General features: G+C 35.8%; 10 protein-coding genes. All 10 read right to left on the reverse strand.

Going from position 1 to position 12,858, the window contains the following annotated elements:
- A complete protein-coding gene (locus tag LCF57_RS09440) occupies nt 1-372 on the reverse strand; it encodes a GtrA family protein (protein WP_226000456.1) in 372 nt (123 codons plus the stop codon).
- Entirely contained in the window at nt 356-1,291 is a 936-nt protein-coding gene (locus LCF57_RS09445) for a glycosyltransferase family 2 protein (protein ID WP_226000457.1), read from the reverse strand. The genes LCF57_RS09440 and LCF57_RS09445 overlap by 17 nt, the downstream gene beginning before the upstream one ends.
- Nucleotides 1,272-2,369: a DegT/DnrJ/EryC1/StrS family aminotransferase gene (locus LCF57_RS09450; RefSeq protein ID WP_226000521.1), complete on the reverse strand. Its 1,098-nt coding sequence runs from the start codon at nt 2,367-2,369 to the stop codon at nt 1,272-1,274. Before LCF57_RS09450 ends, LCF57_RS09445 begins: the two co-directional genes overlap by 20 nt.
- A 5-nt stretch (nt 2,370-2,374) precedes the next feature.
- Entirely contained in the window at nt 2,375-2,941 is a 567-nt protein-coding gene (locus tag LCF57_RS09455) for an acyltransferase (protein ID WP_025720503.1), read from the reverse strand.
- Nucleotides 2,938-3,357, reverse strand: coding sequence for a sugar 3,4-ketoisomerase (locus LCF57_RS09460; RefSeq protein WP_226000458.1), 420 nt, complete (start codon nt 3,355-3,357; stop codon nt 2,938-2,940). The genes LCF57_RS09455 and LCF57_RS09460 overlap by 4 nt, the downstream gene beginning before the upstream one ends.
- 390 nt (nt 3,358-3,747) lie before the next feature.
- Nucleotides 3,748-5,964 (reverse strand): hypothetical protein, encoded by a 2,217-nt coding sequence (locus LCF57_RS09465; RefSeq protein WP_226000459.1) that lies wholly within the window; start codon nt 5,962-5,964, stop codon nt 3,748-3,750.
- Nucleotides 5,961-7,328: a mannose-1-phosphate guanylyltransferase/mannose-6-phosphate isomerase gene (locus LCF57_RS09470; protein ID WP_226000460.1), complete on the reverse strand. Its 1,368-nt coding sequence runs from the start codon at nt 7,326-7,328 to the stop codon at nt 5,961-5,963. Before LCF57_RS09470 ends, LCF57_RS09465 begins: the two co-directional genes overlap by 4 nt.
- A 12-nt stretch (nt 7,329-7,340) precedes the next feature.
- Nucleotides 7,341-10,646, reverse strand: coding sequence for a glycosyltransferase (locus tag LCF57_RS09475; RefSeq protein WP_226000461.1), 3,306 nt, complete (start codon nt 10,644-10,646; stop codon nt 7,341-7,343).
- Nucleotides 10,647-10,661: 15 nt separating this feature from the next.
- Nucleotides 10,662-11,945, reverse strand: coding sequence for an ABC transporter ATP-binding protein (locus tag LCF57_RS09480; protein WP_226000462.1), 1,284 nt, complete (start codon nt 11,943-11,945; stop codon nt 10,662-10,664).
- A 13-nt stretch (nt 11,946-11,958) separates the two neighbouring features.
- Nucleotides 11,959-12,741 (reverse strand): ABC transporter permease, encoded by a 783-nt coding sequence (locus tag LCF57_RS09485; RefSeq protein ID WP_226000463.1) that lies wholly within the window; start codon nt 12,739-12,741, stop codon nt 11,959-11,961.
- Nucleotides 12,742-12,858 lie beyond the last annotated feature (117 nt).

Here is a 12,858-nt window from a genome sequence, read left to right on the forward strand (position 1 = left end):
TTAATTCGTTCTAATAATTAATCTCGATAAAACAAAAGTAATTGGAATGGTAACAATAGTAACTATTAACGGAACAAAAATTTCTGGTATGTGAAAAATTCTAACCAAGGCAAACAGCAGTAACAAGTTAATCAAATACTGTACAATATATACAATTGGATATTTGATAAAGCTCCTTAAAGAAACCTTTTGCTTAAAAACAAACAAAGCATTTAAAAAAAATGATATAACTATTCCGCAAACATATGAAATGCTATAAGAAATCTTATAATCAACGAAGTCAATAAGAGCTAAATAAATACCATAGGTTGCCAGTGTATTTAATCCCCCGCTAATTAGAAATTTAAGAAACTCTTTATTCGTAAGTTTCATCCACAATATATGCAGGGCGCTCTCTACTTTCATCAAGAATCCTCCATAGGTACTCTCCAATTATGCCGAGCATAATCATAATGATACCTAATAAAAATGTAATCAGTGCAATAATTGTAGTCCAACCTTGAAGTTCGATCAATCCCACAAGCGCGTTGATAATTATAAAAACACCATATAAAAAACTTAAAACAGCAGTAACAAAACCTATTGCTGACATAAAACGAATAGGCGCATATGAGAAGCTAACAAATGAGTCAACAAATAACTTAACCTTTTTAGATAACGTCCATTTAGACGTTCCCAATTTTCTTTCCCGTCTCACATAAGAAACCATTTCTCTCTCATGGCCAAGCCAGTAAATCAGACTCATAATGTTTGTGTTTTTTTCTCTTATGTGTAAAACTTCACTTACCACTTGTTTATCAACTAGTAAAAAGTCAAAACCGCCTTTAGGATAATCTTTTAAAGCCAGCTTCTCCAGAAGGTAATAATACGTATTGGAAAAAAGCTTTTGCGAGAAAGACTCCTCTCTATCTTCTCTTGTTGCCAAAACAACTTTTTTACCAGATTTCCAATGCTGAATCATTTCTTTGAATAGCTCTGGCGGATCCTGCAAATCTGCTGCAATAATACCTACACAATCACCCGAAGCATAGTTCAAACCAGCTTGTATGGCAGACATCGAGCCGAAATTTCTGCTTAGCTTGATAACTTTTATTCTAGAATCTTTCTCTCTAGCCTCCAATAATAACCTCAAAGAATCATCTTTGGAACCATCATCAACAAAAATAAATTCTAAATCACAGCCAATCAAGTGCTTTTGTAAATCAGTCAGTCTAGGAATCGTATAAGGTATATTTAACTCATTAAAGTATACAGGAACTACGATAGAAAATTTAATCGGGTTTGTAGTCATTAATAGCCTCCACAACATACTTTGCATCTTCCATAGTCATAACTGGACTTAACGGAATGCTTATAACCTCAGAGTGGATTTTCTCAGAGATAGGAAAACTTGAACTTCCCCATTCACTATAAGCTTGTTGTTGATGCGGTGGAATAGGATAATGGATCATAGTTTGAATTTCTTTGTTTTTTAGGAAATCAGCGAAATTATTCCTATTTTTAACTCTCACAACAAAAACATGCCAAACATGAGACAGTTCTTTTTCTTCAACCTGAGGCAAAGTAATATGAGGATTGTGAATATTATTCAAATAATATAATGCAATCTCTCTTCTCAATTGATTGTCGCGATCTAAATACTTTAATTTTTCTCGAAGTATAGGGGCCTGAAATTCATCCAAGCGACTATTATAACCTTTTACGATATTTTCATATTTTTTCTCAGAGCCATAATTACGAAGTGCGTATAATTTTTTGTAAAGTTCTTTATCATTTGTTGTTATTGCTCCCGCATCACCTAAAGCACCCAAATTTTTCCCTGGATAAAAACTGAATGCGGCTGCATCGCCTAAATTTCCAGCACGAATACCGTCATAAATTGCACCATGTGATTGAGCGCAATCTTCAATAATTTTCAAATTGTATTTTTCTGCTAAGGTACGAATAGGTTTCATGTTACATATCTGCCCATATAAATGAACGACTAATATCGCTTTCGTTCTATCAGTAATTGATTCCTCAATTCTATCGGGGTCAATATTATATGTCTTAAGATTAGGTTCAACCAAAACTGGAATAGCCCTATTAGCAGAAATAGAAAGAATCGATGCAATATAGGTATTCGAAGGTACAATAACTTCATCTTCTGGACCAATATCATAAGCACGTATAATTAATTCTAATGCGTCAAGTCCATTAGCTACCCCAACGCAATATTCGGTCCCACAATAGTCGCTGAAATCCCGTTCAAATGCTTTAACCTCTTCTCCCAAAATATACCACCCGGAATGCAGAACTTTCTTCATGCTTTCCAAAATAGCTACTTCGTGTTGTAAATTTATTTTTTTCAGATCTAGGAAAGGTATCATGATATTCACTCACTTTGTATGTTTATTGAAATTTCTCCATTAAATAAGTGATACTGAGAATCACATTTAGAGCAATAATAAACTTCATTTAAATTTTCTCCACAATTACAAATATACCCGTGAAATCTTGCCGGGTTTCCATAGAATAAGGTATTATTTGGGATATCAGAAGTTACGACCGAACCTGCACCCACCATAGCATATTTCCCAATTCTATTACCAGCTATAATTGTAGCGTTGGCTCCAATAGAGCAGCCCTCTTCCAAAAATGTGTTTAGAAATTTATCTGGATACTGTTTGGAGCGCGGCTTCATATCATTCGTAAATGTTACATTAGGGCCAATAAACACATTATCTTTTATTCGAACACCGTCCCATATATACACCCCAGATTTAATTGTAACATTGTTACCTATAGTCACATCATTCTCAATAAATGTATGATCATTAATATTACAATTATCCCCTACTACAGCACCAGGTAAAACATGAGCAAAAGCCCAGATTCGTGTATTATCACCTATTTTATTGGTCTCTACTATTGCCATTTCATGAGCAAAATAATTTTTCATGAATCATACACCTCTAAAAACACAGAATAGTCTCTGATATAGTCCTCTGCATCATATAGATGGGATGCAAGCACCAAAAGTACACAATCAGAAGAAAAATCATACATTTCATGCCAGTCATTAGGTTCTAATATTAGTACCTTAGCAGGATTATCTAATAATACATCCGTTTTTCTTTTGGCATTATCTAGGTATACTTTACAACTACCTGCTACAGCTACTAAAGCTTGCCGTGTTTTATAATGAGCATGAAAACCACGTCTAATATCGTGTTTTGTTCCATAAATATAAAAGACTCTTTTAATCTCAAAAGGTAAATCCTTATGTTCTTCAATAACAGCAAGCATACCTCTTTCATCGCCTAATTCACTAATTTTTATCAATTGACTTGTGTACTCATATGATGAACTACTCATTTGCCCCTCCCCATCAACACATTTATAAACTTAACCAGTCAATTCTTCCTGTTGGATAGTCCAATAAGAATGACAACACGAAAAGAAAAAACTAATAACAATGGATATCCGAACTTGATTCAACTACGGTTACCCCAATGAAAAATAGATACCCTAGACAGGAAATAGTAAAAAAAACGGTAATAAACTTAACTTTCTTAGTCTTATAATTAAGAAAGCCAACTATTCGTCAATTTAAATTTAATAAGGATTAAAAGCCCGAAAGTCAGTATCACATAATAGATCAAATTGGTTATTATTTTTAGTTGTTTTATAGGAATAAGAACCTTTCCATGTTTTCGTGCCTTTATGAGATGTGGCCCAAGTCTGAAATTGTATTTAGTAAACTAACTATGAATGGCTTTGTTCATCAAACGAAAGCTGCTTACTATTTGGCGTATAATATATATAGTATTTATTTCGAGAGAAAAATTCGCTTATCTCTTTATCGGTAGGCGAATATGAATCATTCCAACCAGACGCAGCATTACTTACTGATATCAAAAAGTGATTTGGATGTTCCCAATGTCTGTTAGAAAACTGATTAGAAGCTAAAAAATCATCATTAAAAGTTAATTTTTCACCCTTAGAGTTTATTACTTCTATTTCTTGCTGTTCCATAGGTAAATATTTGATTTGGTCGGTTTGAAGCACTTTATACCCTTGTTTATTCTGAAGTAAACTCCAATTTTCTTGACCCTGAATTGTTATTTCTTTACCATAATTTATTCTAGATAAATACTCATTTTTTTTCTTTTCCCACTGGCTATCTGTTAACTTCGACTTTAACTTTTCAGAATAGCTTCTGAGATCGTAGAATGCTGACGTTTTATCATAACTTTCAATTGGATCCTTACCGGTTAAGTTTTTAAGAGTAGCTTCTAACTGCTTCAAATAATCAGGAGTATACCCGTTTCTATCGATGTAGATTCCTGTGTAACCAGTATAGCTTATAATGTTTATTGCCTCATTTATGGGCCTTTTCACCAACGCTTTCATCCACCTATCCCCAAAGCTTGATTTCATGTTCCCAAAGCTCCAGTATAGGTCGTGAGAGTGAATATAGCCTTTCAATAAATCATAATTGCCCATATTGTTGAGTTTTTCACCTTCTGGAAAAGACACATATGGAACCTGAAAAATCATAGATTTTGAAGGCACTAATTCTCTAATATGATGAATAAATTCTGCGTCCTGATTGTACTTTTGTGCAACTATTTTAGATGATACTAACGGATGTGAGGACTGATCAAACATTCCAACAAAAGCGACAATCAACGCAATCAGAAAAACAACATAATTATTAAGCTTAAATTTTTTAATTATTAACTTTGTGCTTAGTGCTAAATATAGTAAAGAAAAAAACGCAATAAAAATACTTAGTCTATTATAACTTCTTATTTGAGCAGATATTAAAGCTGCAAATAATACTCCAAACCCACCAATTGTACCCAATAACAAAGCGCATACATTCATGATCGAGAGAGTTCTGACATACTGATTATTCAGATCGGGACGCATTTTCAGAAAAATCATCACTATTAAGAGCATCAAGAATCCAAATGAGCCGATCACCCCTAGTGAAGCTGTATCATTTTCATTTACAAGAGGCGCCTTACTGTTATACTCATTTTTTTTATCTCTAATCCACTCTATATTGTGATTTGTAGTAGGCAAAAGCAGTTGAGATATTTTAAGTCCATATATTTCAGCCGATTCAAAGTCCCTGCTTGAGATACTGTCTTGACTAGGATTATTAAGTTTATAATACAAACTCGGCGAAATGTTAACTGCTAATGAAAATACAATGATTAAAACCAAAAATAAAGATTTAAAAAACTTTGCAGCGTTCTTCTCGAATATCCATTGTACAATTCCAACGACAGCCAAAAAAAAGCAAGAAAAGAAAGCATAATAGGCTCCAGTCGCGCCAATTAGAGCACAAATTATAAAAGAAGCGAATAATTTCTTGTTGACATTGATTCTGTATCCCTCAGTTTTTGGATTCTCTCTTGACTTAACTAATAGAAAATCATCTTGATGAGCTAACCACATTATAACCATTACCATCAATGGAATCATATAATATCCTAACAAAAATAAGTGCCCAGTTCTCAAAATATGATAGGGAAGAAAAGCATAGAGAAGACTAAAGGTAATAGAAAATGAAATAGGAACCTTGAAATTACGGAAAACCATGTGCGCCGAGATCATACATAACGGGAAAGTTATCAAATAATATACATTCATTACCCAAATGGAATCAGAATTAAATAAGGATAATAATTTCATCACTAAATACTGAAAATTATCCCCTCCTAAAGGGTAATCATACATCTCCAATCCAAAAGGAGCTCCCACATAAGGATTAAAATTATACCAGCCATTATCTATCATGCCTTTAATGAACAGATTTGTTGATAAGCCGTCACCCGTGTATACATACGGAATATAAATGTCAAACAAATTTAAACGCAACACATACCACATGCTAACAAAACATACAATTGCACAAAGTATATACTCTAATGGAATGCGTACTTGCTTTATATGCAACAGCCTTTTCATCGTTTACATTCAGCTCCTACACTACCTGGTAAATTGCTCGAGAATTCATCAATTTGTACCTCTACTAAATGTAAATCTATACCCTCCCTATTTTCAACTGAGTACTCTTCGTCAGCTCGAATAAAAATAGATTCATTTGTATGAAGCTTTGATCCCCTTCCGTTCACCTTTATTAATGCTGTTCCACTAACTACTATCCAAAATCGTCCGCCTTGAAATAGCTTCTCATCACTTAGTTTTTTCCCTGACTTTATTACTAGCTTCTTTATTCTATAGTTTGTTGAATATTCTAACTCGGTGTATGTGCCCCAAGGTCTATATATCTTATTATGACTTTCACTTATACTAGAACTCCTCTTTTTTAACTCATCGACAATCTGCTTGACCTTTTGTGATGAGCCTTTTTGAGAAATTAGTAGAGCGTCAGGGGTATCCACAATAATTAGATTATCTACATCCACGGTTGCAATTGTTCTATCACTCGAAAGTATTAAATTTTGCGAAGAGTCTATCCCTATATGCTGATCAGATATAGTGTTATCGTTCGCGTCCTTCGGTAATTCATCATATAATGATTCAAAACTTCCTAGATCGGACCAACCAATATCGGATGGGACGACTTTAACGATATCACTTTGCTCTATTACCGCGTAATCTATACTATCTGATGGTATATGATTCATATCCACCATACGAATTCTACATAAATTTTGATTTTTATGTGAATTTTGGAATGCATTAATAGCAGCAATATAGATCTTAGGGGCATAAGTTTCCAATTCCCGCAAAAACACTCCGGACTTTAACAAGAAAATACCACTATTCCAATAATAATTGCCTAGCTGTACATATCTTTTAGCGAGTGTAAGGTCGGGCTTTTCTTTAAATGAAATCACTTTGGTTCCCTCTGATTCAATATAGCCATATCCAGTCTCAGGATAATCTGGCGTTATACCGAAAGTCACTATATCCCCCTGCTCCGCCATATATTTAGCAATCTCTATACAACGATTATACTCATCTTTATTTTTTACAATATGATCGGATGGAGTAATTAAAAGTAAATCGTCTTCATTAGCCGCCAAGCAGGCAAGTGCAATAGCTGGAGCAGTATTCCTACCTATCGGCTCAAGCACGAACCTAGTTTCTCTAAAGTTAATCTCTTCTAAATGATCTTGTGCCAAAAAATATTGTGCCTCATTTGAAACAATAATCGTTTCATCACATAAACTGCGATTACGCTCAACAGTTAATTGAAATAAAGAACGCTCAGATACCAATTTATTAAATTGTTTTGGATATCCTGCTCTTGAGATTGGCCAGAGACGCGTCCCGTTCCCCCCACATAGAACTACATTAATCATTTATAAATTCTCCTATTGAGTAATATCCAGAGAAATAACCCGTTCAGCAGCTTCGTTTGTAAAATGTTCCTTAATATACTCTCCAGATAATGCAGAAAGTTTAGCCCACTTGGTTTCGTCTGTATATAACCTTATAATGTGATCAGCAAATTCTTGTTCTTCATCTGCAATTTCCATCACTAAATTTGCTTCTTTAAGTCCCTCGGCTCCAATGGAGGTTGTAACAAGAGGAACTTGATAATAAAGCGACTCAACAACTTTCCCCTTGACACCTGCTCCAAAACGAAGTGGTACTACTACCAAACGGGTCTGCCGGTAGTATTCTTCTAATTCTCCATCAGTTACATAGCCCGTAATAATAATTCTTTCAGATTGCCTTGCCATCAAATCCTCTGGAGGATTTGATCCCACGACATAAAGTTTAATGTTTGGAATCTCTCGGGAAAGATAAGGTAAAACTTTATCTATAAACCATATAATCCCATCGAAGTTAGGTGTATGATTGAATCCGCCCACAAACAGTAAACCACTTCTTTTGTTAAATTGTGTATTACTAGTATCTGTGTCATAGGGTTTATCATATAGAAATAAAGGTATGTTCCGAATTAATTTATTCGGAAACTCTGAACCAACCAGTTTTTTCTCATATTCTCCAACGACATGAATTACATCTGACTTTTCAAATAACTCAAACTCAACTTTTTTCCATTCCTCAGATGCCTTTAATAAACTAACCTCTCCAGAAATTTCATAGTTTCTCAATTCACGTATATAATGCAGATCATGCCCGAAATATATGATTTTAGCTTTCGTATGCTTTTTAAAAACATCTATATACTTGACTGAGATATGCGGACGATTCAAATACACATAATCAATATACTGTGCGTTATTCTTTATCCATTGGTTAATATGCTTAGCATATTCATTTCCGTATAGAACCTCAACACCCATTTGTTCAAGCTTTGTAGTGTAAGGCTCATGCTTGAAGAAGTTATCACCCATAAAAATAACATGGAAGCCCATGGACCGCAGTAATTTAGTATAGAGGAACGTGCATCTTCCCCCGGCATCCTTATCATAGTGCGGCACATAGTGATCCACAATAACCACAGTTTTCTTATAGCGGCTACGATCTCTCGCCCAGAAAAGGTGCTCAGCATTATTGAAATGATCTTTAGCAAGCTCTGTCTTCCATTTTTCTTTAAACTTCTCTTTATTTGTGACCTGATAGCTTTTAATACCGCTTCCGGTATCCGTCCCGTGTGAAATACCTTCAAAGTGAACGATAACGGATCGCGGTTGCAGCATGACTTTATAGCCCAGTCTTCTAATTTCAAAAGCAATATCCGTATCCTCAAAATAAGCAGGAACGTAGCGTTCATCAAATCCCTTAAGCTCTTTCCACAAGTTATGCCGCAGCAAAATGGCTGCACCGGAAACATAATCTACTTCCTTAACATAGTTGTATTCCGGCTTGGATGGATCATCCAGTCGTCCAAAGTTCCAGCCACTTGCATCATTCCAGATAATCCCGCCAGCTTCTTGCTGTCTTCCATCCGGATATACCAGCTTAGAGCCAACCATTCCGATAGTCTGATCCGATTCAATCAATTCCACCAGAGAGCTTAGCCAATCCTTCTGTACATTCGTATCATTATTGAGGAAAAACAGATACTCTCCCTCTGCAACTTTGGCTGCATTGTTACAATTAAGAAGAAAACCGCGGTTTACACCGTCACGGACTACTTTGATATTTTCCACATAATTAGCAATATTGATTGTCTCATCATTGGACACATCGTCGGCAATAATGACCTCGTAGGATACATCATTGGTATTTTTCAAGATGGATGCAAGGCACAAATAGGTGTATTTCCATTGATTGTAAACCGGTATAATTATAGACACCTTAGGAGCATTAATTTCAGGAAACACCAAATGCTCATAATGAACATTATCCATTTCCTCAACCTCAACAACTGGAGTCTCTTCCTCTACAAATCGTCCAACATACGTATCAATTCTGCTGCCGAGCCGACTGCTATCTTCGGATTTCAAATAGTATTTTAATTTTCGCAGGTTAGACTTGTTAAGTGCGGAAAGCATGATTTTAGGATGCTTTACCGTTCTTGCGGCCAGTTTCGATACTACACGCCGTTTGCTGTTGGCAGGAACCAGCCAATCCCGGAAATGATAATATTTCTGCAGCAGACGCCAACCGCCAGACTGATAGATATTATTTAGAATTCTTTCCTGCCGAAGTAGAAGCTCTATGTGTCCTTTTTGATTCTCAATTTGAGTGCCCAATTTATTTTTTTGTGCCTCAATACTATGTTTCAATTCAACAATCTTTTGCTCATACTTGCCAGTAAGCTCTATTTCCTGTTGCTTCCACAAGGCTTTCGCCGTCACCAACTGCTCTTTATAATTTCCAAGCTGACTATGCAGCTCGCTTTTTTCTTCTTCCAGGCGATACAGCTTTTCCTTGAGAGGATCCAGTTCTGCAAATCTTTCTCTCAAAAAAAACAATTCCTGATCCAGCACGTTGATATGCTTGTTTCTCTCTTCAACTTCATTCTGTAAGCTCAAAATACGTTCAGTTATCTCCTGATACTTGTCAGGATATGGTGTAATGGAGAACTTCGGCTCTGCATACTCAGAGAAATCGGAACAAAAAGCAATCATATATTTCTCATGTATTTCTTGGCTGTCATTCAACTCACAAGCATAAACAGAAGTGCCGCCCGAAGAGGCGTTGTTCATAAGCGAAACAACTTCAAATCGCTGAGAAACAATGTTAGTATACTTAAAATAATCCTTCAGAAAATTAGAAAACTCGTCTTTATACAACTCTTTAACATGATAAGGATTGGTGTAATCCCTCAAGTCGGAATAGTATTTTTTGTTAGGTGTTGAAACAACGAACGTCCCATTGTCTTTCAACAATCTTTTGACTTCCTTTAGAAAAAGAATTTGCAATTCTTCATCAACATGCTCCAGCGTTTCAAAGGAAACAATGATATCAAAAGAGTTGTCCTGAAATGGCATGCGCTCAATACTGGCGATATAATATTCGAGATTGTCCTTTGGATAAACTCTCCTTGCATGCTCAATTGTGTCCGAATCAATATCTATTCCTACAACTTTGGCAGCAGAATTCGCCAGCAAATAAGAGCCATAACCCTCTCCGCAAGCCGCGTCCAGCACAGTCTTTCCCTTTACCAGTTGTTTGAGTACGCTGTACCGCTGAATATGTTCTATTTCTAGTTCCTTATCTGATTCTTGAGGTATAAAACGCTCCCCTGTAAAATCCAATGTAATCCCTACTTTCTATAAGATAACTGAGAAAGAGACATCGTTTAAATAAAGTACACCACTCAGCGAATCATACCCAATTGGTAAAACCTCAAGAACCAATGCATCATGAACCCAACTATGCTGCTTATGATCCTGTTGTGTACCTGAAGCAATTGCAGGTGAAATAGTATACTGCCCCTGATTCAAGCTTGGAAAACGGAAGTCGAAACAGAAAACATACCCTTTCCCGGGAGAAAGCGACTCCTGTTTCATACCTAAAATATAGCTGTTAGTCTGCCCGATAATATTTCCAAGACGGTCTCTAATGGAAAAACCGACAATCGGATTGTCAATCACTTCGAATATATCAATTCGGATGAGCAGTTGTACATTTTGCTCCGCTTCTACGAATGTTACTTTATGACGCGTAGCGGAGTCATAAAGTGTTATGCCTGTAATAAGCGCTTTATCGTCACCCATCATATCGAGTTTATCCTGCAGAGGATCAACCATATCAGCTTTGGAAGAGCCCTCAAAAATAGATTCAGAATCTAAAGATATATCTAAACCCAATTTTTTGTAATCTGCTCCAATCATAAAGGCCTGATATTTCTTGGATATCTCTTTAGGATCTCCTTCTTCAATAAGCCTACCTTCATTAATCCAGATTACCCGATCACAGTATTTGTTGATAACTGACATATCATGGGTTACAAACAGAACCGTTTTAGTCTTCTTCAACTCATCTATTTTCCGATAGCATTTTTGCTGAAATCTAATATCGCCCACACTCAGCGCCTCATCAATAATTAAAATGTCTGGGTCCACATTGATAGCTACTGCAAAAGCGAGCCGTACAAACATTCCGCTAGAATATGTTTTGACTGGCTGGTGAATAAATTGCCCAATATCAGCAAATTCAAGAATTTCATGTAATCTTTGATCCATATCTTCTTTGGAGAAGCCCATAATAGTCCCGTTCAGATAAATATTCTCAATCCCTGTGAAATCAGGATTAAAGCCTGCGCCAAGTTCCAGTAGAGCCGATATATTCCCTTTAACTTGCAATGAACCAGAAGTAGGTGTAAGCACACCAGTGATCATTTTAAGCAAAGTGGATTTACCTGAACCGTTCTTACCGATGATCCCCAGACACTCTCCCTTAGGGACATGAAAGGTAACCTGGTCAAGAGCCACAAATTTCTCGTGATAAGCTTTATTTGATAGATGCAATGCTTCTTTTAACCTGTCGGTAGGTTTATGGTAGAGCTTATATTGTTTAGTAAGGCTTTGGGCCTTAATTACATAATCATCCATTCGATATTACTCCTTATATGACATCTGCAAAATGAGGTTTTAACTTACGATATAAAAAGTAACCTACAATAAGCATAGCGAGGGTAACCACCCAAAAATAGATAGTTAACTTCATATCTTGCCAAAACCACTGCCGATAAATAAATATTCTCCGATAACCATCCGTTATATAGTACATAGGGTTTGCCTTAAATAAGAAGCTGTACTTTTCTGGAATCATTTTAAGTGGGTACATAATAGGAGTAAGCCAAAATCCAAACTGTACCAGTAAAGCGACAATCTGAGATGTGTCTTTAAAAAATAACAAAATCGAACTCGTAATCCACGATAGTCCAACTACCAACAAAAAAGTAGCTATCAAATAATAAAAAATTTGGAAGTAATATACCGTGAAATCATATTTATACACCGCAAACATGATAACGAGAAAAACTAAAAAAAACAGATGTACAAATAAAGAGGAGTAAATCCTTATAATTGGTAATATTTCAAGTTTAAAAACCACCTTTTTAACCAAAAAATTATTATCCAATACAGACGTGGTTGACGTCTGCCAGGCCTCGGCAAAAAAGTTCCATGGAATCATGGCACATATAAGCCACAAAATAAACGGAGCGTCATCAATCGGTGTAGACCTGAATCCCACCTGGAAAACAAACCAGAACAGAAGTATAGTAACTAAGGGCTGTATAAAGGCCCACACCGTTCCAAGATAAGAACCCATATATCTCTTTTTGAAATCACTTTTTGCTAAGCTAATAATTAGCTTTTGCGTCTTAATAAATTCTGCCCACATATGGCACTTCCCCACTTACATTTAAAATGTCGAACTGCATAATAATCAGTATTTTGCTTAAAACCCTATTCAATACACGAGTGGATAGTATGAAGCCCCTGTGCTAAAATATTGACG

The sequence above is a fragment of the Paenibacillus sp. BJ-4 genome (assembly GCF_020404765.1).
Taxonomy (GTDB): Bacteria; Bacillota; Bacilli; order Paenibacillales; family Paenibacillaceae; genus Paenibacillus.

Coding starts and splice junctions, on each gene's coding strand:
- LCF57_RS09455 (WP_025720503.1), bottom strand. CDS start 2,941: ATGAAAAATTATTTTGCTCATGAAATGGCAATAGTAGAGACCAATAAA.
- LCF57_RS09440 (WP_226000456.1), bottom strand. CDS start 372: ATGAAACTTACGAATAAAGAGTTTCTTAAATTTCTAATTAGCGGGGGA.
- LCF57_RS09460 (WP_226000458.1), bottom strand. CDS start 3,357: ATGAGTAGTTCATCATATGAGTACACAAGTCAATTGATAAAAATTAGT.
- LCF57_RS09470 (WP_226000460.1), bottom strand. CDS start 7,328: ATGATTAATGTAGTTCTATGTGGGGGGAACGGGACGCGTCTCTGGCCA.
- LCF57_RS09480 (WP_226000462.1), bottom strand. CDS start 11,945: ATGGATGATTATGTAATTAAGGCCCAAAGCCTTACTAAACAATATAAG.
- LCF57_RS09465 (WP_226000459.1), bottom strand. CDS start 5,964: ATGAAAAGGCTGTTGCATATAAAGCAAGTACGCATTCCATTAGAGTAT.
- LCF57_RS09450 (WP_226000521.1), bottom strand. CDS start 2,369: ATGATACCTTTCCTAGATCTGAAAAAAATAAATTTACAACACGAAGTA.
- LCF57_RS09445 (WP_226000457.1), bottom strand. CDS start 1,291: ATGACTACAAACCCGATTAAATTTTCTATCGTAGTTCCTGTATACTTT.
- LCF57_RS09485 (WP_226000463.1), bottom strand. CDS start 12,741: ATGTGGGCAGAATTTATTAAGACGCAAAAGCTAATTATTAGCTTAGCA.